General features: G+C 46.6%; 16 protein-coding genes. 14 read left to right on the forward strand and 2 right to left on the reverse strand.

Annotation, left to right across the window (positions count from 1 at the left end):
* Nucleotides 1-23: 23 nt before the first annotated feature.
* The 14 genes from CHI14_RS13935 (at nt 24) to CHI14_RS14000 (ending at nt 21,191) form a co-directional block, all read left to right on the forward strand.
* Entirely contained in the window at nt 24-911 is an 888-nt protein-coding gene (locus CHI14_RS13935) for a helix-turn-helix domain-containing protein (RefSeq protein WP_095289027.1), read from the forward strand.
* A 45-nt stretch (nt 912-956) separates the two neighbouring features.
* Nucleotides 957-1,445, forward strand: coding sequence for a DinB family protein (locus CHI14_RS13940; protein ID WP_095289028.1), 489 nt, complete (start codon nt 957-959; stop codon nt 1,443-1,445).
* Nucleotides 1,446-1,625: 180 nt separating this feature from the next.
* Entirely contained in the window at nt 1,626-1,913 is a 288-nt protein-coding gene (locus CHI14_RS13945; RefSeq protein ID WP_095289029.1) for a hypothetical protein, read from the forward strand.
* Nucleotides 1,914-2,125: 212 nt separating this feature from the next.
* The gene (locus CHI14_RS13950) at nt 2,126-2,683 is read left to right on the forward strand and encodes a GNAT family N-acetyltransferase (RefSeq protein WP_249281103.1); all 558 of its coding nucleotides are present in this window, start codon (nt 2,126-2,128) and stop codon (nt 2,681-2,683) included.
* Between the two features lie 323 nt (nt 2,684-3,006).
* Nucleotides 3,007-3,864: a rhamnulose-1-phosphate aldolase gene (gene rhaD / locus CHI14_RS13955; RefSeq protein WP_095289030.1), complete on the forward strand. Its 858-nt coding sequence runs from the start codon at nt 3,007-3,009 to the stop codon at nt 3,862-3,864.
* A 298-nt stretch (nt 3,865-4,162) separates the two neighbouring features.
* On the forward strand, nt 4,163-5,602 hold the full coding sequence (locus CHI14_RS13960; RefSeq protein WP_095289031.1) for a 6-phospho-beta-glucosidase: 1,440 nt from the start codon (nt 4,163-4,165) through the stop codon (nt 5,600-5,602).
* A 367-nt stretch (nt 5,603-5,969) separates the two neighbouring features.
* Nucleotides 5,970-6,800, forward strand: coding sequence for a BglG family transcription antiterminator LicT (licT, locus tag CHI14_RS13965; protein WP_095289138.1), 831 nt, complete (start codon nt 5,970-5,972; stop codon nt 6,798-6,800).
* Nucleotides 6,801-7,007: 207 nt separating this feature from the next.
* A complete protein-coding gene (locus tag CHI14_RS13970) occupies nt 7,008-8,888 on the forward strand; it encodes a beta-glucoside-specific PTS transporter subunit IIABC (RefSeq protein ID WP_095289033.1) in 1,881 nt (626 codons plus the stop codon).
* 249 nt (nt 8,889-9,137) lie between these two features.
* Entirely contained in the window at nt 9,138-10,955 is a 1,818-nt protein-coding gene (locus CHI14_RS13975; RefSeq protein WP_095289035.1) for an APC family permease, read from the forward strand.
* Between the two features lie 341 nt (nt 10,956-11,296).
* On the forward strand, nt 11,297-12,259 hold the full coding sequence (locus tag CHI14_RS13980) for a carbohydrate ABC transporter permease (RefSeq protein ID WP_095289036.1): 963 nt from the start codon (nt 11,297-11,299) through the stop codon (nt 12,257-12,259).
* Entirely contained in the window at nt 12,256-13,077 is an 822-nt protein-coding gene (locus tag CHI14_RS13985) for a carbohydrate ABC transporter permease (RefSeq protein ID WP_095289037.1), read from the forward strand. The genes CHI14_RS13980 and CHI14_RS13985 overlap by 4 nt, the downstream gene beginning before the upstream one ends.
* Before the next feature lie 291 nt (nt 13,078-13,368).
* Nucleotides 13,369-14,733: an ABC transporter substrate-binding protein gene (locus CHI14_RS13990; RefSeq protein WP_095289039.1), complete on the forward strand. Its 1,365-nt coding sequence runs from the start codon at nt 13,369-13,371 to the stop codon at nt 14,731-14,733.
* 514 nt (nt 14,734-15,247) lie between these two features.
* Nucleotides 15,248-20,767, forward strand: a complete 5,520-nt coding sequence (locus tag CHI14_RS13995) for an S-layer homology domain-containing protein (protein WP_170948131.1) — start codon at nt 15,248-15,250, stop codon at nt 20,765-20,767.
* Between the two features lie 211 nt (nt 20,768-20,978).
* Nucleotides 20,979-21,191 (forward strand): immunity 17 family protein, encoded by a 213-nt coding sequence (locus tag CHI14_RS14000; RefSeq protein WP_095289042.1) that lies wholly within the window; start codon nt 20,979-20,981, stop codon nt 21,189-21,191.
* A 183-nt stretch (nt 21,192-21,374) separates the two neighbouring features.
* Here CHI14_RS14000 and CHI14_RS14005 read toward each other — a convergent pair whose 3' ends face one another.
* Nucleotides 21,375-23,963 (reverse strand): glycine betaine ABC transporter substrate-binding protein, encoded by a 2,589-nt coding sequence (locus CHI14_RS14005; protein ID WP_095289044.1) that lies wholly within the window; start codon nt 23,961-23,963, stop codon nt 21,375-21,377.
* Nucleotides 23,929-25,158: a quaternary amine ABC transporter ATP-binding protein gene (locus tag CHI14_RS14010; RefSeq protein ID WP_095289046.1), complete on the reverse strand. Its 1,230-nt coding sequence runs from the start codon at nt 25,156-25,158 to the stop codon at nt 23,929-23,931. Before CHI14_RS14010 ends, CHI14_RS14005 begins: the two co-directional genes overlap by 35 nt.
* Nucleotides 25,159-25,211: the final 53 nt, after the last annotated feature.

Consider the following 25,211-nt stretch of genomic DNA (forward strand, 5'->3'; position numbering starts at 1 on the left):
TGACGTTTAGGAGGGATTTTTCGGTGGACGCCAGGCTGCACCCGTTGTTCAGGCCGATCCAGATGAATGGGACCGATTTACACACCTATTACATTGAACAACCACCGTCTCACCCGATGACAGCCTATATCGCTTGCTTCTGGGAATCGGGGACGATTTCTTATGCTGGTTATAATCCTTTAGAGAGTGTGCCCGGCAGAGTATTACCTGATGGTTGTACGGATATCCTGATAACATATGATGCTGTTCTTCAGCAGCATTCTTTTGCCTACTGTGGCAATTATACAGAGCCGTTTGCCATTCCAGTGAGTGTAGAGGTCAACCCGCCTGCAGACTATACCTTTGGTGTTCGATTTTTCCCTGGTGGGGCACGTCACTTTCATGGTTTGCCGCTCGAATCCTTCACGGACAGGCGCGTTCCCTTGGAGGAATGCTGGCCAGCTAACATCGACGAGCTTCGTGAGCGAATGGCTGGGACCAAGTATTTTGAAGAGAGGGTACAAGTCATGGAGACGTATTTGTGCCTATTATCTGGGGATGGAAGTACATATGAGAAAGATTTGATGAAGAATGCCATGCACCGGATCTTTGTTCATGGTGGGCAGATGAGTGTGAAAGAACTAGCCAGCTGTGAGGTTGTCAGTGAGCGGCAGCTGCATCGCAAGTTCGGTGAATGGGTGGGGATCAGCCCCAAACGGTTTAGCGAGGTCGTTCGGTTTCACTGTGTTTTGAGAGATATCCATCAAGGGGACCGTATGGACTGGTCGGCACTGGCTCAAAATCATGGATTCTTCGATCAGGCCCATCTGATTCGGCAATTTCGCAAGCTATATGGAGAAACCCCGCTGACCGCTGCGAGCGAGCATCGCCGGATGTTGTCCGAATTGTACAATAGGTCAGACGAGCTTTAGTATATACTCGACATGTGAGAATTTAAAATAAAGGGGACTTAATCTATGAATGGAACAATGCAAATTCGGGATCATTTGTTGGATGAGTTGGAGACAGGTGTAAGGACCGGAGCTTCTCTGATTCGCCTGATTCGTCCGGAAGACTGGGCTTATCGCCCTCAGGAAAATATGCGTTCATTGGTGGAACTGGTTCACCACTGGATCCAGATTACAGCATCTGACCTTGCTATCATGCAGGAGAAAAGTGAAGCGGAAGTTGGAACGATAGAGAATAGTCTATCTGGTATCGAGAATATTGAACAGTTGGAAGCAGTCCTATGGCGCAATTTTGAAACGTACAAAGCGTACATCGTATCACTGAGTGAAGAGGACCTGTTGAATCGATCTACTACCGCCTTTTATATGGAACATGGACATGTACAGGTGAAATGGCAAATTGAGACGGTAACCCATGTGTTCCATCATCGTTCCCAGTTGTACAACTATCTTAAGCAACAAGGACATGAGCTAAACTTTTTCATGTTATACGCATAATTATAAGGCCCTGAAGGCAGACACATCCTGTGTCGATCCCTTTGGGGCCTTTTTTTGTGTTAGTGGCCTATATAAACAGTGAATTCTATCAAAATGGACGTAGTTCCACGGTCAATTTACCGTTACAATGCTAGATTTCAAACATAGAATACCGTATCAAAGCAAAAGGAGGTGATTTCAATGGCCATCCTTTTACCACAACAGTTTTACAACTTGGCTGCTGGCGTAGGGAAATCGTATTACGAAAATCTGGCTGGAGGTACTAATGCCAGCATCACGGTCAACAACTTTGGGCCTGCTCCGGTAGACCTGGTTGTAACTCGTGTCAATGCACCCGTGATCACGTATACGATTCCTGCTGGTAACAGCCTCACGTTGTCGGTTCATTTGCTGCTCGTTGCTGCCTTGTTAACTACGGTTGCAGGTGCTTCGACCGGTACGATCCAAATCGCAACATCTGATTTCTAATGAACGCAGCATGCTTTGATAAGCCCTTGTCGGACATGATGTCGACAGGGGCTTTTCTTATTTATGGTGGAATAATGCTAGATAGATGTATGAATAGAGTCACAGCCTGCTATTTCTAATATTACATCCTTCTGTTTATGAGGGAAGCTATACGAGTAATTTATAGTAGAGTCATTCGTAGAAGCATGCATAGAAGCAGGAGGGGTAGGAATATGGATCAAACCTATAAAATAGGCATGAAAAGCAGAGCAACATTTCTGGAAACGGAACGTCTTGTATTCTCCACCTGGAGCGAGGAGGACCGACCCTTGGCTTCTGCACTCTGGGGGGATCCCGAGGTGACGAAGTGGATTAGCAGCAAGGGTTTTATGAGCGAGGATGAGATTGAAGCCAGACTTGCGCAGGAAATGGAACGGCAGCGGGAGATGGAGGTGCAGTACTGGCCACTTTTTGATAAGGAAACAGGTGTGTTCGTCGGGTGCTGCGGATTACGTCCATATGCACCAGAGGAGAAAATCTATGAATTCGGTGTCCACCTGACCAGAGATCACTGGGGGAAAGGGTATGCACTCGAAGCGGGGAAGGCCGTTATCCGTTATGCATTTGAGCAATTGGGTGTTCGTGCACTCTTCGCAGGACATCATCCAGAGAATGGTGTATCCAAACGGCTGCTGCAGAAGCTGGGGTTTACTTATAAGAAGGATGAATTCTACGAGCCGACAGGCAAGATGCATCCGTCTTACTTTTTGTCGGAATCAGACATGCAGTAGTTGTACCTAGACGGCGTCGTGCCGTTTTTCATTGTTTTTTTATGCGATTTTCAGCTTCTATTAAGGTAGAGGGGGTAAGATATTTCTTGTAAACCCCTTCTCGTGTTAGATAGATGTGTGACTAGCCCTGCCGGAATCCGGCAGGGTATTTTTTTGTTGTGTTTTTAAAATATACGAAATCAAATATAAACAAAAATAAATAAAGATTAAATGTGGTTTTTTATTGACTAGTAAAGATAAACAAAGGTATAATGAATGTGAAAAAAGGAACTTACTATGTACGTGAATCGTATCGACATTTTCCAAATAAGGAGAGAATGATCATGAACGTGACCCTTAGAAACGAAGCGACGCAAGCAGCGGGATGGAATATCCCCTTTATCCGTGAGATGGCGGAAATTACGCAGCATATGTGGAAAAATGGTTGGGATGAGCGCAACGGAGGGAATGTCAGTTATCTGCTGGAAGAAGAAGAAGTGGCAAGATACATTGATGTCCATCAGGTTATAAGGCGGATTAAACCCGCGTTTTCGGTACATGAACTGGCAGGCAAATATGTAATTGTAACCGCTTCGGGCAAATATTTCAAAAATGTACTTGCGGATCCGGAGAGCAATCTGGGCTTGCTGCGCGTTTCGAATGATGGAGAAGAACTGGAAGTGCTCTGGGGATTGAAGAACGGGGCGAATCCAACGAGTGAGCTGCCTACGCATTTTATGAGCCATATTGAACGTTTGAAAGTGGACCCGAACCACCGGGTGGTCATGCATAACCATGCCACTAACGTGCTGGCGATGACGTTTATCCATGAACTGGATGAAGTGAAATTCACGAAAACCCTATGGCAGATGTGTACGGAATGTGTGGTCGTTTTCCCGGACGGCGTTGGCATCATCCCGTGGATGGTACCTGGATCGAATGAGATCGGCCGTGAGACGGCGGAGAAAATGAAGGAAGTTCATGCGGTCATCTGGCCGCAGCACGGGATCTTCGGGACAGGAACAACCATCGATGAGGCCTTCGGTCTCATTGAGACGATTGAGAAAGCAGCTCAAGTCTACATGTTGGTTGCGGGTCACGAGATTCGCCAGCGAATTACGGACGAACAGCTGATCACGTTGGCCAAGGCGTTCGGGGTTACCCCGCGTGCAGGTATACTGAATCCAAAATTTAGCGGATAGACCAGTAGAGATTGCAATTCCCGTGAAAAGGACGGCTCTCAAGAAACACCTAAGAAGCTTCTATTGGTGAGAAAAGTATTAGGAGGACATCTAAATTAATGCAATTGACAACCGTCCTAAATCTTGGTAAAGTTCTATAAAACCGCATAATGCATTCTGGGAATGTTACCGATATGGGCATAACCTGAGCTGGCTTGTTTACGCTACGTGTGTAGACAGGCTGGTTCGGGTTTTTTTGTTGCCCTGGATCGAAGACGTGGTTGTACATTACTTAATGGAGCTGAAAGGAGAGTTCGGTATGAGCAATTTCAAATTTCCTGAAAACTTTTTGTGGGGTGGTGCCATTGCCGCCAATCAGGCTGAAGGGGCTTACCTGGAGGACGGCAAAGGGCTGAGCATCGTGGACCTCCTGCCTTCCGGAGAGAATCGCAGAAGCATCATGAAGGGGAACGTACCGGGATTTAAGCCACAGGACGGAGAATTTTATCCTTCACATGAAGCAATTGATTTTTACCACCGTTATCCGGAGGATATCGCGCTATTTGCTGAAATGGGATTCAAGGCACTCCGAGTTTCCATTGCATGGGCACGCATTTTTCCGAGTGGGGAAGAGTCGGTGGCAAACGAAGCTGGGTTGCGGTTTTACGATAATCTTTTTGATGAAATGCTTAAGCACGGGATTGAACCGGTTGTAACACTTGCCCACTTCGATGTACCAGTCAACCTGATTGAGAAGTATGGGAGCTGGAGAAACCGCAAGCTGGTGAATTTGTTCGAAACCTATGCCAAAACCGTATTTACGCGTTACAAGGATAAGGTTAAATACTGGATGACATTCAACGAAATCAACATGCTGTTGCATTTACCGTTTCTGGGTGCCGGCTTGGCTTTCAAGGAAGGGGATCATGTAAAAGAAATTCAGTATCAAGCAGCTCATCATCAGCTGGTCGCAAGCGCATTAGCAGTAAAGGCCTGCCATGAAATTATTCCGGGGGCCATGATTGGCTGCATGCTTGCAGCGGGCAGCTTCTATCCGTATACCTGCAATCCAGACGATGTGTTCCAGGGTATGGAGAAGGACCGGGAGTCTTACTTCTTCATCGACGTGCAGTCGCGGGGGGCATATCCCGGCTATGCGAAACGCTTCTTTAAGGATCATGGTCTGAACATCGTGATGGAACCGGGGGATGCTGACATTCTGAGAGATCATACCGTAGATTATATCGGATTTAGCTATTATTCCAGCCGAACAACAAGTACTGATCCGGAAGTGGTCAAAAACATGACCAGCGGTAATGTATTCGGATCAGTCGCCAATCCTTATTTGGAGAAATCCGATTGGGGATGGACTATCGATCCGAAGGGATTCCGCATAACGGCCAATCAACTGCATGATCGCTATCAAAAACCACTCTTCGTGGTCGAAAATGGTCTTGGGGCCAACGACGAAGTTACGCCAAACGGAGAAATTCACGATGACTATCGCATTGATTACCTGAAGCGGCATGTTGCCGAGATGGGTGAAGCGCTGCAGGATGGCGTTGAAATTATCGGTTACACTAGCTGGGGACCAATCGATATCGTGAGCGCATCGTCCGGCGAGATGAAGAAGCGTTACGGTTATATCTACGTAGATCGCGACAACACAGGTCATGGTGATTTGAAGAGAATCAAGAAAAAAAGTTTTCATTGGTATAAGAAAGTAATTGCATCCGGAGGTACGGATTTGGAGGCGTAGGACAATAGCTTGTTCATTCGGAAGGTTCACCTCGGCTGGTGGATCTTCTGAGTAAACAGGGTTCCTGTGAAAGCGTTGACATATCTGTAAGTTCGCGATATACTTTACGCAATTATATCGTTTTGGGATTGTTACTACATATAATGTAGGCAAAACCTAAGCATGCAAAACTAGGCGTCGGTCTATTTGTCGTTCGTACCGGTTAATTACGCTCTCAAGGGCGTTAATTGCCTTAGGCAAAAAGCTGTCCGTCTTCCGAGAATAACGTTTCAGGACGTTTTTCCATTTTGTGATGCTTCAGGTTTTTTTTGCATCTCCAAAACGCGATAGGTTGTAGTTACGAGTGGATCGTGAATGGGGGATGGAAGTGAAAATAGCCAAGGTCATTAACAACAATGTAATCAGCACATATCAGACAGACGGGGCTGAGCTTGTCGTGATGGGACGAGGAATTGCCTTCAAGAAGAAACCGGGAGATAAAGTAGACGAGACCCGTATCCAGAAGGTATTTGCCCTTAAGAATAAGCAGACTTCTGATAATTTCAAAATGCTGCTGCGTGAAGTTCCGATCGAATTGATCGAAATTGTCGAAGAGGTCATCACTCATGCTAAGGATAACATGGGGAGAAGCCTGAATGAAAATATTTACGTGTCCTTGACGGATCATATTCATTTTGCCATCGAACGATATCGCGAAGGTGTCGATATCAAAAATGTGATGCTATGGGAGATCAAGCAGCTCTATAAGTCTGAATTTATTCTAGGATTGAACACGCTGGAACAGATCAAATCCAGGCTTGGATACGAGCTTCCCGAAGATGAGGCTGCCTTCATCGCGCTGCATATCGTGAATGCAGAAATGAATGAAGAAGTTGTGACCACGATGAACATGACCAAATTCATTCAGCAAATCATCAACATTGCGAAATATCATTTCAAGATGGAATTTGACGAGGAATCCCTTAGCTATTTTCGGTTCATCACCCATCTGAAGTTCTTCTCGCAGCGGGTATTAAATGGAACGCACTATAACAACAACTATGACCATATCTACAACATGGTTAAAGAGAAACATCAAGAAGCAGCAGCCTGCACGGAAAAAATCCAAATGTTTGTCAAAAAGGAATACGATCACGACCTGACAAACGAGGAAAAACTGTATCTGACGGTGCATATTGAAAGAGTGGTTAATCGTTAATAAATAAATGTTGACAGAAATGGTTTTATAATTATATTATGTGATTAACAGGAAGAACATATGATTTAACTGGGATTGTTACTGGTTATGCAGGCAAAACCTAAGCCATGAAAAGGATGCGTCGTTTGAGCACCTTTCTTCAAGGCTTAGGTTTTTTGCGTGCAAAAAATCAAAGACCTGTCTTCAAAAAACATGGGGGTGCAGAATATGAGTCATGAAAAGCTGGCCAAAGATATCGTTCAGCTGGTCGGTGGGGAGAAAAATGTCGTTTCTCTGGTGCATTGCGCAACACGCTTGCGGTTTGTATTAAAAGACGACGCTAAAGCCGACAAGAGCAAGTTGGAAAAATTGGATGGTATCATTGCCGTAAAGGAGAACGGTGGACAGTTCCAGGTTGTCGTTGGCAATACGGTACCCGAGGTATACAGTGCTATCGGAAAAGTGAGCAACATTTTGGATGATTCCTCACCCAAGGAAAAATCGGGTAAATCCGTCAAAGGTCTTGGCGGCATTATCGACGTGATTTCAAGCATCTTTGCTCCACTTTTGGGTGTCATGGCTGGAGCCGGTATTTTGAAGGGACTTCTGCTGATCGCCAGCAATGCAGGCTGGCTTGAAACAACGGACACAACCTATATTATCCTTTATGCTGCTGCAGATAGTCTGTTTTACTTCCTGCCGATGCTGTTAGCGGTTACAACCGCGCGGAAATTTCAGGGGAATGTTTTCGTTGCGCTGACCATTGCGGGCGCATTAATATATCCGACCATTATTACGTTGAAAAATGAAGGTACACAAACCGATTTCTTTGGCATTCCGGTAATTATGATGAGTTATTCATCGACGGTTATTCCCATCATCATATCGGTTATCGTGATGAGTTTGTTGGAGAAATGGTTCAGTAAAGTTATCCATCAGAGTGTCAAAAACTTCATTACGCCGCTGTTGCTCTTAGTCATCATGGTTCCGCTGACGCTAATTGCATTTGGACCATTCGGTGTATATGTAGGTAATGCCATTGCATCAGCTCTGGTTGCCGCATTTGGCTTCAGTCCTTTGCTTGCGGGAGCCGTTATGGGTGCGGGCTGGCAATTGTTCGTCATTTTCGGGGTGCACTGGGGCCTGGTGCCAATCTTCATCAACAACGTCGCGGTTCATGGCCGTGATGGCATTAAGCCTGCCGCAACAGCTTCGGTATTCGCTCAGACAGGAGCTGCATTTGGAGTCATGCTTAGAACGAAGAACAAAAAGCTGAGAACCCTTGCAGGGTCCTCCACGCTGACCGCTTTGTTCGGGATCACTGAACCGGCGATCTATGGGGTTACGCTTCCGCTGAAACGCCCATTTATCGCAGGTCTTATCGGAGGTGCGATCGGAGGCGCGATTATCGGCCAAGCGGGGACCCAGGCTTTCGCATCTGGTGCGCCGGGGTTGCTGACCCTGCCGATCTTCTACGGCCCAGGCGGTCAAGGTTTCCCAGGATTAATTATCGGAATTGTCGTTTCCTTTATCGTGTCGGCAGTATTAACGTATATTATGGGCTTCGAAGATCCGGTGAGTGAAGAAGAGAACAAGGGCGGTACAGTCGAGAAAACCGTTCAATTGGTACCCTCGACGCAGGCAGCAGACCAACTGGTGCTTAGCCCGATCCAAGGCAAAATTGTTGATCTGACGGAAGTTCCAGACCCGGCCTTTTCGTCCGGTGCTATGGGTCAAGGCATTGCCATTGAGCCAAGCGTAGGAAGAGTGGTTGCTCCGTTTGATGGTACGGTTACTGTGGCCTTCAAGAAAAAACACGCACTGGCTGTCGTATCCGACAGTGGTGCGGAAATATTAGTTCATGTTGGTGTGGACACCGTGAAATTGGATGGGCAGCATTTTGTCTCGCATATCAAGGAAGGCGATCGGGTGAAGGCTGGAGATCTGCTGCTAGAGTTCGACATTACCCAGATCAAGGCTGCCGGATATGCTACGGTAACACCGATTATTGTGACGAACTCTGCTAATTACCAGCAAGTGCTGCCGCTTAAAGCAGATGGAGAGGTTAATGCCCAAGATTCGCTGCTGAGCCTTTACGGTTCAAAGTAGACTGCAAAAATGAATGGCCTTTGGTTCCATGAACCAAGGGCCATTTCTTATTTTTCGGCGAACAAACGTCATTTTGGTTCAAAAAAGTTCAAAACACTGATAAAGAACCGCTTTGTTATCTATTATTGAATCGTAGGATGCATTATCACACGCTGGCGGTTTTCGGGTGAAATGACGTATTGTCAGGGAGCTTTGGATTTTGCATAATAACAATGCTTCACAGATGAGAGATGGAAGGAAGTAATGATGATGCTTGGCAAAATGAAGAGAATCTTAATCGGCAGACCGATGAAATCGGCTGAACTGGATGCAGAAAAGTTGGGGAAATGGAAGGCACTCGCCATCCTGTCCTCCGATGCGCTATCCTCTGTAGCCTATGGAACGGAACAGATTTTGCTGGTGCTCGTAGCGGCCGGATTTGCCGCCTTGTGGTATTCTGTGCCCATTTCCATCGCCGTGCTCGGATTACTCGTCATTTTAATTTTTTCCTACCGTCAGACGATATTTGCTTATCCTACAGGTGGCGGTGCGTATATCGTAGCCAAGGATAATCTGGGGACAACATCCAGCCTGATCGCTGGAGGATCTCTGCTAGTCGATTATATTCTAACGGTTGCTGTAAGTTCATCTGCAGGGACAGATGCCATTACATCGGCTTTTCCAGTGCTTCATGATTATAGCGTAGGGATTGCACTGATAATGATTGTTTTTCTGACGATTATGAATTTGCGGGGAGTTACCGAATCGGCTTCCGTATTGGCGATTCCGATCTACCTGTTTATCTTTTCGATTGCGATTCTGATTATATCGGGCGGCATTAAGTTTCTGACGGGTGGCATGGAAGCAGCTGCGCCTGAATTCGGAACAAGTCTGTCTCATGTGAGTATATTTCTGCTGCTGAAGGCATTCAGCTCCGGCTGTTCCGCTCTGACCGGTGTGGAGGCCGTCAGTAATGCGATTCCGAACTTCAAGCAGCCTGCTGAGAAAAATGCAGCCGGTACGCTGATGCTCATGGGATGCATTCTTGGGGTTATGTTTATCGGGATCACGTTGCTCGCCTTCGGTTACGGAGTGAAACCGGATCCCCATGCTACGGTCATTTCACAGATTGCCGAAGCAACCTTCGGCAGAGGGTGGATGTATTTTATCATCCAGGGTGTAACGGCACTGATCTTGTTCCTGGCAGCAAATACGGCTTACTCCGCATTCCCGCTGCTGTCCTTCATGATGGCCAAGGACAAATATATGCCTCATATGTTTATGGTTAGGGGAGACCGGCTGGGCTTCTCGAACGGCATTATTTTCCTGAGTGTCATGTCCGCCTTGCTTGTTGTTGGATTCAAAGGAAATACGGAAAGCCTCATCCCGCTCTACGCGGTGGGTGTGTTTATCCCATTCACCCTGTCGCAGCTCGGCATGATGATTCGCTGGATCAAAGTGAAGCCGTCAGGCTGGCAGATGAAGCTGCTGGTAAATACGATCGGTATGCTGACCACACTGTCGATCACCTTGATCTTTATTTTCACCAAGTTCACGCAAACGTGGGTTATCTTTATCTTTTTGCCGCTTGTTGTATATGTCTTTATGCGCATTCACCGCCATTACTGCAATATTGCAGATGAATTGCGTATTGATATCAAACTCGATAAGCCAGCGCAAAAAGGCAACACGATTGTCATTCCGGTAGCTGGTGTTACGAGGGTAGTCATGAACACGATCAGTTATGCACAGACGATGTCGGATCATGTGGTGGCCTTGTATATCGGATTCGATGATGAGTCCATCCGCAAGATGGAGCAGAAGTGGGAGGAATGGAACCCGGGTGTGCGACTGGTTGTTATCAAATCGAGATACCGCAGCATTATGGGCCCGCTGAAGAAATTCATCGACACCGTGGAGTGGAAAACGGCCGAGACCGACCATATCACCATTTTGATTCCGCAATTCATCACCAAGCATTGGTGGCAAAATGTACTGCATAACCAGACCAGCTTCATGATTCGGGCCTATCTGATTAATTATAAAGACGTGATTGTGACGACGGTCCCGTATCATCTTAATCGATAGATTGCTGTGTGAATCGACAAGTTCATATGGACTTATTGTAGATTATTGTAAAAAAAGGATGGTGGTATCACGGCATCCCCGTTTATATTTCATTTACACAACGAACCGCAGGAATATCCCGGAATGGGGATTCCTGCGGTTTTTCGTTCGTTTCTAAGCATCCTACCTGTCTATCTGAATGCTCGCTCATATGGTAAAGTCCCTTGTCCACGATTAACGCTAAGTTTATTCTGAGTAAATTCTGCTGTGACATTCGACTTTTACACTAGATAACGTGGTGTTGATGAAGCTTAAGTTACATTCACACACCGAATGCATAGACCAAGGGGGAAGAAAATCCGATGAGTGAGCTTGACAACCGGATCAGCTTGCCCGCCGCCAGACGGCGCGTATCCGATACCAAAGAGCGCCGGACAGCTTCGCTGCGAGTGCAGCGGATGCGGGAGAATCTGCTGGCCTATGGTTTCCTGGCACCATCGCTGCTTTTGTTTGCAGTGTTTCTGTTTTACCCAATGTTCAAGTCTGTTTATCTGAGTTTGCACTCCACCGATCCAACAGGCCAAATCGCGGCTTATGTGGGACTGGACAATTTCAAGGCCGTGTTTCAGTCGGGGCTGTTTTTACAGGGCATGAAAGTAACGCTGCTGTTTGTCCTGTTCACTGTACCAACCGGCATACTGGTTGCCCTGATTCTGGCCGCGCTGACTCACAACCGTTTCAAGGGCATGCGCTTGTTCCAGTTTGTGTTCTCTCTGCCTGTTGTATTATCGGTCGGTTCTTCGGCCGTCATCTGGAAGTTCCTGTTCCACCCGACTCTGGGCATGTTGAATTATCTGCTTAGCAAGGTGGGCATCGATCCAATCCCTTGGCTGACCAGTCCGGATTGGGCGCTAGTCTCCATTTCCATCATGACGATCTGGATGAATCTCGGATTCAATTACATTATCTTGTCCAGCGGATTGCAGGGCATCCCGGATGAGATTTATGAAAGTGCAAAAATTGATGGTGCAGGACCTCTGCTTACGTTTCGCAAAATCTCCATGCCGCTGCTATCACCAACGCTGTTTTTTGTCACAGTAGTTTCGATCATCGGAGCCTTTCAGTCATTTGGACAGATTAACATATTAACCCGTGGGGGCCCAATGGACAGTACCAATGTATTCGTCTATTCCATCTATCAGGAAGCCTTCGTGAATTTCCGCTTCGGAACGGGAAGTGCACAGGCACTCATCCTCTTCGCGGTCATTATGCTGCTAACCCTGATTCAGTTCAAGTGGGTGGAAAGGAAAGTACATTACCAATGAGGACACCGTGGACGAAATCGCTATTGTATATATTGCTTACCATCTGTGCTGCGCTAGTGCTGTATCCGGTGCTGTACACCTTTTTCATGGCCGTCATGACGCCTGAGGATGCCAGTGCCTATCCGCCGCATATCATTCCGCAGTCGATTGATCTATCCAACTTTACCGAAGTGTTTGATATCGTACCCATCGGTTCCTTCATCGGCAATACATTCCTGGTTGCAGGTCTGACGATGCTGGGACAGCTGATAACAGCGAGTATGGCAGCGTATGCTTTTGCCAAAATGCAGTTTAAAGGGAAGAACATCATTTTCAGCATGTTCGTCGCAACGATGATGATCCCGTGGGAAGTCACCATGATTCCTAATTATCTGACCATCCGCAGTTGGGGATGGCTGGATAGCTATCAAGGGCTTACCGTTCCATTTCTGGCCACGGCATTTGGCACATTCCTGTTAAGACAGTTCTTTATGCAGCTGCCGAAGGAGCTATTTGAAGCGGCAAAGATCGATGGATGTGGACATATCCGCTATTTTGTATCACATGTACTACCGCTATCCCGTCCTGCATTAGGAACGCTGGCGATCTATTCATTCCTGAATATGTACAACGCGTATCTGTGGCCACTGCTTGTAACCAACACCCCAGAGATGAGAACGGTACAGATCGGAATTTCGATGCTGGAGTTCCAGGAATCCACGGCGTGGAACCTGGTGTTTGCCGGAACTGCACTAGTTATCCTGCCTTCGCTGCTGCTGCTCGTTTTCGGCTTGAAACAGCTTGTTCGCGGTATGGCTGCAGGCGCACTGAAGGGCTAGTTGAGTAAATATGCTGTGAATTCAGGTTGGCGGGTTTTGTTACCCAGGAGCGAATAAATAAGGCGCACTCTTAAAATTAAGTTCTTCAGCGGCTGCAATTAGTGAAGGGAACGAAATCGATTCTGTAGAAGCGGAGCGTTCGCCTTTGTCTCAAAATTTAAACAACTAAAACTAATTCAAATAAATCTGGAGACAACAGCGATTGAAAGAACGATTCGTAACCGTAACGACTAAATTGCAGGACGTAAGCACTTGATTTTTAAAATGAGCCACAAAAAAAGGAGAGAGATTATGCGTTTGAAAAAAAGAGGGACATTTGCATTAATGCTGGCTGCACTCATGTTGGTGATATCCGCCTGTGGCGGCAAAACAGAGACAAGCAGTCCGGTAAGTGGAGCTCAAGCGGATGCGGCAGCTGCTGAGCCGACTCAACTGACGTGGTGGCATTCCATGTCCGGAGCAGGGGAGAAAGCCATTAACCAGCTCGCTTCCGATTTCAATGCAAGTCATCCGGATATTCAGGTAAAAGCAATCTATCAAGGGAAATACGATGAGAGTCTAAACAAGCTGAAAGCATCCATGGGATCGGACAGCGGTCCAGACATCATCCAGGTATACGAGATCGGCAGCAAGTTTATGATCGATTCGGGCATGATCACACCAGTACAGAATTTTATCGACAAAGACAAGTTCGACCTATCCCAACTGGAGCCGAATATCATCCGTTATTACACGATTGATGGCAAATTGAACGCCATGCCTTTCAACACATCGAATCCTATTCTGTACTACAACAAGGATATGTTTAAGGCAGCAGGTCTTGATCCAGAGAATCCACCAAAAACATATGAAGAGTTTGAACAAGCAGCGAAAGCGCTGGCGAAAGACGGTAAGCCGGGTGCATCCATGGCAATTTACGGCTGGTTCATGGAGCAGTTCTTCGCAAACCAGAATGCAGATTATGTAAACAATGGCAACGGAAGAGATGGCGCTGCGACGGAATCTCTCTTGAATTCCGAAGCGGGTGTGAAGACGCTGACATGGTGGAAAAAGATGATTGATGAGAAGACACTCTCCAATCTGGGTCGCAGCACAGATGATACAACGGCGGCATTTACCGCAGAGCAAATCGGTATGACACTGGATTCAACAGCTGGATTGCGCAAAATTGTAGAAGGTGCTGGTGGCAAGTTTGAGCTGGGAACAGGCTTCCTGCCTCGTCCGGCAGATGCCAAAGAAGGCGGCGTGGTTGTAGGTGGTGCAAGCTTGTACATCATGAACAACAAGTCGGAAGCACAGCAGCAAGCGGCTTGGGAATTCATCAAATACTTGGCGACACCTGAAGTACAAGCCAACTGGAGTGTTGCGACAGGATATTTCCCAATTACGACAGCAGCCTACGATCAGCAAGTATTAAAGGATAATATGGCGAAGTACCCGCAATTCCAGACAGCAGTCGACCAATTGCACGCTTCCGCTGATTCGACAGCAACATCCGGGGCTGTAATGGGCGTATTCCCGGAAGCTCGACAACTTGTCGAAGGAGCGATTGAAACCGTACTAAACGGACAAGGTACACCGCAAGAAGCACTCGATGCAGCTGCGAAACAAATCACAGACAAGATTGCCCAGTATAACAGTACGGTGAAGAAATAAGAAAAAGTGTAGTAATCAAACGGGATCATCCGTTAGGTACAGTATCGAAGTTTTATATAACAACACAGCGTATGCGGCGCTCTTGATGGAACGTCGCATCGTTTTGCTGTGTCTAAAAGGATGATCAAGGTTCGGGTTACCCCTTTTTAAAATTAAAATGTTATCAGTTTATGTCGAGAAAGATATTTGATTGAAATACAATGTAAGAATACCTAACTTATATTAGTTAAATATGCATGAGTTTATGATTTAATAGAGTAGTAAAGTCATGTTTTTCATCAAAAACTGGTCCTATAATTGATTTTAAACCAATATTCATTAAAAGTGTGTGAAGTGTATGTACTAATTTATATCAAACGACAAGAATATGATTTACATCATAAAAGAGTTCAGTTATCTTATATTTGAACCAATGTACAAGCTCTTTGAACAAATGATTGAAAATTCGAAACATGGGGGTAGGAAAAGGATGCATAGTAAGCGAATAAGGAGTTGGCTCAGATTATTCTTAGCCATGGTACTGCTGATCACAGGGGCTATTCCGGCTGGATTATTTAGCAGCAAAGCAGCTGCTGCGGACGAGCCGTTAACGGTTGCTCAGGCACTGGCTATGGAATCAAATGACTCATCCGCCACGGTGGAAGGTTATGTCGTAGGAACGTTTAGTAATGGTCCAAACGTAAATCTGAATTCACCATTTACACTGGATACTAATTTTGCAATTGCAGATAGCCCTGAAGAAACCAATATCAGCAAGATGATGCCTGTTCAGGTGCCTACATCTGCTCCCCGAAGCATTTTCGGACTACAAAGCAATCCTTCCTTGTATAAAACCAAAGTTCGTATTAACAATGGCACGTTGTCTCAATACTTTAGTTCCAAAGGGATCCGCTCTATTACCTCAACCACCTTCCAACTGATCGATGACACGCCTGAAACCAAAGTGGCAAACGTTACCGCTAATCCCTCCTCAGGTATGGTTCCAGCTGGAACAAAGGTTACTCTTGCAACAACCACAGTTGGTGCTGCAGTCTACTACAAGCAAAATGATGACACCGACTATCTCCCATACACCGTTCCCATTACAGTAAATGATGCAACTTATATTGAAACCTATGCAGCAAAAGACGGGCTAGAAAATAGTGATGTTACCAATTTTGAATATGCGATCGTGGATAATACGCCAATCTCCATCTCCAGTGCCAGAAACCAATCGGAGAACACCCCGGTTACCGTTCAAGGGATTGTGACCTACCGGGAAGAGTCTGGAGGCATGGCCAATCTGTATATTCAGGATGAGAATGCCGGAATCGTCGTTCGTGGAACGGATTCCACAGTAGAGCCGGGAGACCGTATTGAAGCGTATGGCCCACTCACTATTTATAACGGTTTGCTCCAGATAGAGAAAGAAAAGGCCGGGTTCCCGGGAGGTTACATCAAAATTCTGGACAAGAATCAAGAAATTCCAACACCGATCACGCTGACATCCAAAGACTTCATGCCGGCTGAGGGCGGAGGCAAGGGCGCAGGCGGTATTTTTGAGGGGATGCTTGTCGAAGTGAATGAAGTCACAGTGACAAGAAGCAGCAGTTCTACCTTTTATGCGACAGATGCCGATGGTGCAGAAATCACGATCTATGCGAAAAATAGTCCAACAGCACTTGCAGCAGGCAAAACATACGAAAAAGTGACAGGCGTCATGACGTATCACACAAGCTATGGCCTTGAGCTGATTCCACGTACAGCAGCAGATGTTGTCGAAAATTTGCTCTCCGTAACGGCCAGTGCCCCGTCCGGTGGTATTGTCAAAGGATCAACCGTGACTCTATCCTCACCAACAGCAGGAGCTGAAATTTATTACACGGTTGATGGAACAGAACCAACCCAAACATCTACACTCTATAGTGGCCCGATTACAGTAGACGAAGATACGGTTGTTAAAGCGATTGCCGTCTCAGGCGGAAACACAAGTGATGTATATAGCTTTACGTACACCGTTCTTCAGGAGCTGGACAACCTGAGAATTCACGATATACAAGGAGCATCTCATAACTCCCTGTATGATGGTCTGGCTGTGCAAAATGTTGAAGGTATTGTGACTCATGTTGTCAATGCAAGTTCGTTCTATATGCAGGAGATTCCTGGCATGGAAGATGACGACGTAAAAACATCTGAGGGTATCCTTATTTATAAATCCACTCATGGCATGGCGGTAGGCAGCAAAGTCAGCGTATCTGGTCAAGTGAAGGAATATGAGACAGCAACGACCGAGCTGGCGACGACTGAAATTGTGGCTACAGCGATTACGGTTGAAGGTGAACATCAGACGCTGCCTGAACCTGTTGTCCTCGGGAAAAATGGCCGAATGATCCCTACCGTAATTGATTCTGATCAGTTTGGTGAGTTTAATCCGGAAGTGGATGCAATCGACTTTTACGAGAGTTTGGAAGGCATGAGAGTTCAGCTTGATCAAGCTACGATTATCGGCCCGTATTCCAGTGAACCAGGACTGGCAGTTGTAGTAGATAATGGTGAAAACAATCCGTTACGAACGCCAGCAGGAGGCGTCATTCTGACTGGAGATGGTGCGGAACCATTCGAGAGCTCCCTGAATCCACAGCGGTTGTTTATCAATAAAAAGCCTACTCAGGCCGTTAAAACGGGGGACAAGCTCGCGGATTCTGTCAGAGGTGTGATGACTTACGCTAACGGCAATTATAAGGTAGCTCCGGAAGGGAATTTGCCGGCAATTATTTCGAGTGACCTAAAACAGGCAACAACGGTCATTGAGCAAGCTGATGATAAACTGACGATTGCAACCTTCAACGTAGAGAATTTCAGTCAGAAGGACGCTGCAAGAGCAGTGAAAATCGGAGGTATTGTGGTTAACAACCTCAAAAATCCTGATGTTATCGGTATCATGGAAGTACAGGATAACGATGGAGCTACCGACAGCGGGACAACTGCTGCGGATGCGAGCTTCCAGACATTAATTGATGCAATTGCTAGTAATGGTGGTCCTACTTATAAGTACACGGATATTGCTCCGGTAAACAATCTGGATGGCGGGGCTCCGGGTGCCAACATTCGTGTAGGATTCCTGTACAACGAGGCGCGAGTTTCTTTGAAAGAAGGAACTAAGGGAGATGCTGCAACAGGAATCCAAGTGGAATCGGATGGAACGCTGTCCCTGAATCCAGGGCGTATTGATCCAACAAACGATGCATTTGCCAGCTCACGTAAACCTCTTGCAGCAGAGTTCGAATTTAATGGAGAACGAGTGGTCGTGATCGCGAATCACCTGAATTCCAAAGGTGGCGATCTGAAACCTTACGGTAGTATTCAGCCTGCGACACGAAGCAGTGAAATTCAGCGTGCCAGACAGGCAGCGGCAGTGAATGGTTTTGTGAAAGAACTTTTAGATAAAGATCCTAACGTTAATGTAGCTGTACTTGGGGATTTCAATGACTTCCAGTTCTCCAAGACTTTGAATATCATTGAAGGCAACGAACTGGACAATCTGGTGAATAAGCTGCCAGAAAATAAACGCTATTCCTACATCTATGACGGTAATTCTCAAACACTGGACCACATTTTGGTGAGCAAAAATCTGTCTGAAACAGCAGCCATTGAAGTGGTGCATGTAAATGCGGATTTTGAAACAGCTGATGGACGCGTCAGTGACCATGATCCACTGCTTGCACAGCTGAGCATTGGAAGTAACGCAGAGGAAGGTGACTTCAACCTTCGTGTATTGCATACCAATGACACACATGCGCACTTGGATAACATTCCGCGCCGCGTAACGGCGATCAAAGAAACACGCAACGATAACACCTTGGTGCTGGATGCCGGGGACGTGTTCTCTGGAACCCTGTATTTCAATCTTTTTAATGGTCAAGCGGATCTGGAATTCATGAATATGATTGGATATGACGCAATGACCTTTGGTAACCATGAGTTTGATAAAGGCACAAGCGTGCTGAAGGAATTCATTGAAAAAGCGGAGTTCCCATTCGTAAGTGCCAATATCGACTTTACGAAGGATACCAACCTGGGTAGTGTGTACAACAAGGGCGTCATTGGTCAACCAGCTGAGAATGCTGAGATCTATCCGGCTATCATTACCGAAGTAGACGGCGAGAAGGTGGGAATCTTCGGTTTAACGACTACAGATACCGTATCCCTGTCCTCACCGGGAGATGATCTGAAATTTGAAAACTACATTGCAAGTGCACAAGCGACAGTTGCCATGCTCGAGCAAGAAGGCATTAACAAAATTATTGCACTGACCCATCTGGGGTACTCGGAAGACCTGAAGCTGGCAGAAGCCGTGGAAGGCATCGACATTGTAGTGGGTGGTCACTCCCATACGATTCTAAGCGAGCCCGTTGAGGTCAATACTCATACAAACCCAACTTTAGTTGTCCAAACGGGAGAATATGATGTATCCCTGGGTCAATTGGATGTCACGTTCGATGCACAGGGTGCGTTGAAAACGTGGAACGGCAAATTGCTGAGCCTGGATGCCAAGGATTCCGCGGGTAAATATGTATATCAAGATGATCCGGCAGCAAAAGCCAAGCTGGCCGAATATGCACCACTGCTGGAAGATTTCAAGAAAGAAGTCATCGGCAAAACGAACGTCCTGCTCGATGGAGAACGTGGTAACGTGCGTAAGCAGGAAACCAATCTGGGTAACCTGATGACAGATGGTATGCTGGAAAAAGTAAAATCCATCGTCAAGGAAAACGATGTGAAAGGATATGTGGCCATCCAAAACGGCGGCGGTATCCGGGCATCGTTCCAGAAAGGTGACATTACGTTGGGCGATCTGCTCACCGTTATGCCATTCGGTAACAATCTATCTGCACTGAAAATGACAGGTAAGGAAATTACAGCTGCTCTCGAAAATGGTGTGAGTGGTGTGGAAACAGGAGAAGGACGCTTCCCGCAAGTGTCGGGCATGCGCTTCTACTATGATTCGACCAAACCGGGCGAGAAAATGGATTCTGCGACCAATACCGTGACGCAAGAGGGTCAACGCGTAGTGAAAGTGCAAATCAAAAATGCGGATGGCAAGTATACGGATATTGATCCAAACGGATATTATATCGTGGCAACCAACTCCTTTATGGCGAATGGTGGAGACTTCTACCGCTCCATGAGAGCAGCGAAGGATGACAACCGATTCTACGAACTCAACTTGGTAGACTATGAGATCTTCCATGAGCATCTGGATCGAGTGGGTGTAGTTAATCAGACAACAGAAGGACGCAGTACGGATCTGAAAGGATCACCGCTTCCGGTTGACGGAAATGGAAGCAATCCTGGGAATGGCGGTGGCAACAATGGCAGCAATCCGGGCAGTGGCAATAGTGGTGGAGGCACAACGACACCAACAACGCCGGTAACACCAACCAATCCGACCAATCCAACGACACCAACAACGCCATCCATTCCGGGTAATGGTAATGGTGGAACGACAACGCCGAATCCGGGTGTCATTCTCAAGGATATCGGTAATCACTGGGCAGCTGCTGCAATTGAGCAGGCCATTTCCCGGGGAATTGTAAACGGATATGCAGACGGTAATTTCCGTCCTAATGCTCCGGCTACACGTGCTGAATTTGGAGTAATGCTTGCAAGAGCATTCGAGCTTCCAGCCAGCAGCAAGGCGTTAACGTTCAAGGATGCTGATAAAATCCCGGCGTGGGCACAATCGTTTATAGCTCAGGCGGTTGAGCAAGGCATTATCAGCGGATATACCGATGAGACATTCCGTGCATCAGGCAAAGTATCACGTGTGGAAATGACAGTCATGCTGGTAAGAGCGCTGGGACTTCCGATCGAATCCAATGCAACGTTAAGTTTCACAGATGCAAATCAAGTTTCGGCATGGGCAGTTCCTTACATTGCAGCAGCCTATGAAGCTGGATTGATTAAGGGCACAGGCAATAACATGTTTAATCCGCTTGTGAATGCAACCCGTGCAGAAGTGGTGACGCTGCTGATGTCGGCAAGTGAGCTATAACTAGAATCCGTATTAAAGAAGTTATGCTTCCCAAGTAGAAACAAATCAGGTTTGTTTAAATCCCTACAAACCCCGATGAGTTTAACTTCTGGCACTCGATTCAACGGCTTGCAGATCACAATCTGTAAGCCGTTTTTTTACTATTTAATTACTGTTCATTTTCACCATGAGCGAGTATAGTAAACAGGATTATATTGGAAGGGGTGATGATATGCAGGATCAACCGATCTTGCTTGCATTGGTTGCCATAATCGCAGGGATTTTCAGCATGCTGGGCGGTATGAAAAATTGGGATTGGTTCATGAGTACCTTTCAGGCAGGACTTTTCGTGAAAACGATTGGGCGACAGGCAGCAAGGGTAGTCTATGGCATTTTGGGTGTAGTACTCATTACAATTGGTGTGTTATTGTTACTTATCGGATAAGGCAGTTGTTCAGTTCAAAGTATACCTACATAGCTCCATTAGAAGTACATCTCATATGATATGAGATCTAGCCTTAATGAAGTCAGCTTACTCCAATTCCAGAAAAAAACAGTATATAAAAAAGACCACCGAAAAATTCGGTGGTCTTTTTTCCAAATTGAGGTTGATTCATCTCGATCTGGTTTAATTATCTTTTAAATCGTTAATGGATTGAACATCCATATACGCAGGCACAACAAGTCCGGTTTTGACACCTGTCATGTTGGCACCCAGATCGTCGATCTGATCTTTATATTTATCCCAGTAGTCTGCATGGGTGAGCGGAAGCCATGCAGCGGGTGAAGCATCAACATCACCTGTGGCTACCCCGGTCCACATCGGACCAGCTTCGACTTGCAGGGCACTGACGGTATAACCCAGTTCCGTCTCAAGCACGTATTTTAGCAGGTTGGTGCTTGCAATTTCCGAGTCCCATGCAACATAACCGAGACGTAGGGTTTTACCATTAACAGGCGTCAAACCTTTAGTCCATTCGCTAATTTGATCTGCATGTTTTTCAGCATAATCCTTAGCTGCCTGTTCTGGTGAAGTGCCACCTTGGATGGAGATCATCATCTCGCCCATGTCTTCCGAGGTCCATTGGAAACGGGACAGGAATTCATAGGCAACAGGTTGATCCTCTTTCAGACCCTTGCGTGCAATGGTGTGAATCTCTTCAGCATCACCGAACACCTTGTCGGGATCGTCCAGATACTTCAGGTCATATTGATTGAACATCCAGTGTGGTGTCCAGCCTGTAATGATAATGGGCTCTTCATTTTTGAAGGCTTTATCGAGTGTAGCTGTCATGGCCGCACCGGAACCTTCAACGAGGTTCCAGTTGGACAGACCGTAATGTTCAATTGCACTTGCTGTGGATTTCATAATGCCGGCACCAGGATCGATACCGATGATCTGATGGTTCACTTCATCGCCTACATTGGCATTAGCTGTTGGCGCGGAGGAAGCAGCACCGGTTTCCAGATCTTCAATCGAATTCACGTCCGTCATGTATGAAGGAACAACGAGACCAGTACGTACACCTGTCATGTTGGCTCCGAGATCATCCACCTGGTCTTTGTAACGTTCCCAGTAGTCAGCGTGCGTGAGCGGCAGCCAAGCTGCTGGAGAAGCATCTACGTCGCCTGAGGCAACACCTGTCCACATCGGTCCGGCTTCTACCTGCAGAGCATTAACTTTATAGCCCAGTTTGTTTTCCATCACATATTTCAGCAGGTTGGTGCTGGCGATTTCGGAATCCCAAGCAACATAGCTGAGTTTAAATGTGTCGCCGTTAACAGGGGTCAGACCTTTGATCCATTCGTTAATCTGATCTGCATGTTTCTCAGCGTAGTCTTCGGCAGCTTGCTCAGGAGACGTGCCATCCTGAATAGCAGTCATCATTTCACCCATTTGATCCGACGTCCATTGGAAACGGGACAGGAATTCGTAAGCAACAGGATGATCTTCCTTCAGACCTTTACGTGCAATCGTATGAATTTCTTCCGCATCACCGAAAGATTTCTCAGGGTCTTCCAGATATTTTAGATCATATTTGTTGAACATCCAGTGCGGAGTCCAACCTGTAATAATGATTGGTTCCTCATTTTTAATCGCTTTGTCCAGCGTAGCCGTCATGGCCGCACCAGAGCCTTCAATAAGAGTCCAGTCAGTCAATTTATAGTCTTCGATCGCTTTAGCAGCAGATTTCATGATCCCTGCACCTGGGTCAATACCAATGATCTGATAATTGACTTCTTCACCTACAGCATTGGCTGCTGTGTTGTTACCGCCAGCAGAAGTAGTCCCGCCCGTGAAGTATTGGGAGAAACCGGCAACCAGCACGACGAGTGTAGCTGCTGCGGTAATCCACGCTTTCTGTTTAGAAGATACACGAGAGGTCTTTTTCCGACCAGGCATAAACAGGTTTTGCGTGAAACGGTCGAGTACAATCGCGAGTACCACGACAGCCAGACCCGCTTCAAAACCTTTACCAATCTGAAGCTGCGTTACCGCACGATATACTTCCGCACCAATACCCTGTGCACCGATCATGGATGCAATGACAACCATGGACAGCGACAGCATAATCGTTTGGTTGATACCTGACATGACGGTAGGTAAGGCGAGTGGAAGCTGTACTTTGAACAGTTTTTGCATGGAAGTCGAACCAAATGCATCAGCGGCTTCAACCAGTTCGCCAGAAACCTGTTTGATACCCAGATGAGTCAGACGAATGGTTGGCGGAATCGCAAAGATAACGGAGGCGATAACACCTGGAACAACACCAAGGCTAAAGAATGTAACCGCAGGCAGCAAGTAGACAAATGCAGGCATTGTCTGCATGAAGTCAAGCAGCGGTGTAATAATGCGTGCTGCAGTTTTGCTGTATGCCAGCCAGATTCCGACCGGAACACCAATCAGAATGGAGATCAGTCCTGAAGTGATAACCAGACCGAGTGTGTCCATAGATTGGGACCAGTATCCCAAGTTATCCACGAGCAAGAATCCGATAACCGTAAATAGTGTCAATGGGAGGCGACCCACGAGGAACGCTAGAACACCCAGTATCGCAATGAACAGGAGTGGATGGGGCAGCATGAACAGCCCGGAGAAGAATCCGACCACTTCCTGAATAACAACAGAGATTACATTAAACAATCCGGAGAGCGATGAGCTCATCCAGTCAACGATGGATTCAATCCACGATGCTAGTGGTATTTTGGGAATCATTTACAAGTTCCTCCTTTACTGCAACTTCACCGCTAAGCGCACCCAGAAGGGCACCGCGGACGATAACACCTTGCAGACGGCCATTCTCACCTACAACAGCGAGAGGCACATGGGCTGAACTTACCATTTCGAACAATTCATGAATCAGGGTCTCAGGCGCTACAGTCGGCCCGTCCGTGATCAGAATGTCGTTCAATACTTTATTTTCACGCATCGCACGGGACGCATCATCTGCTGTAATGACACCAAGCAATTTCTTCGAACGGTCAATGACAAACAGGTTGGAAATACCACGTTCGCGCATTAATTCGAGGGCAACACGAGGACCACGGTCAAGCGTAATTGTTTCAGGGCGCCGCATAACATGTGATGCAGTGAGGACTTTAGACAAATCCACGTCTTCGACGAAGCGGGCCACATAAGAGTTGGCCGGTTGAATCATAATTTCTTCCGGAGTACCGATCTGCACGACAGCGCCGTCCTTCATGAGGGCAATACGATCACCGATGCGCAGCGCTTCGTCCAAGTCATGGGTAATGAAAATAATCGTCTTTTTCATTTTATCCTGAAGCTCAATCAGTTCATCCTGCATATCCCGGCGGATCAGTGGATCTAGTGCGCTGAACGCTTCATCCATCAAAAGTACTTCCGGGTCATTGGCAAGCGCACGAGCCAAGCCGACACGCTGCTGCATACCACCACTCAGTTCATCTGGCATCTTATCTTCCCAGCCTTTTAGGCCAACCAGTTCAAGTGAGGTTTTCGCTTTTTCCCGGCGAACAGCTTTGTCCACCTTTTGGACTTCAAGTCCATACTCCACATTATCAAGAACGGTACGGTGCGGGAACAACGCAAATTTTTGGAATACCATGCTGATTGTTTTCCGGCGTACTTCGCGCAATTGTTCTTTGTTCATTTTACGTAGATCCTTGCCGTGAACGAGAATTTCACCGGATGTTGGTTCAATCAGTCGATTGAACATTCGAACCAGTGTGGATTTACCACTTCCTGAAAGTCCCATGATGACAAAAATCTCACCTTGCTTAATTTCCATGTTGACCCGGTTGACACCAACCGTTATCTGTTTTTCTTTGGCCAACTTTTCTTTTCCCCAACCTTGCTCCAGTAATTGCAGACCTTGCTCGGTTTGGGGGCCAAACAGTTTACTTACATTTTTTACTTCAAGTATGGTCATGTTTTCACCCCTTCTGATGTGTTGTGCACTTCGAACGGCTTTCAGCAACCACA

Source organism: Paenibacillus sp. 7516 (genome assembly GCF_002272715.1).
In the GTDB taxonomy this organism is placed as follows: Bacteria; Bacillota; Bacilli; order Paenibacillales; family Paenibacillaceae; genus Paenibacillus; species Paenibacillus illinoisensis_A.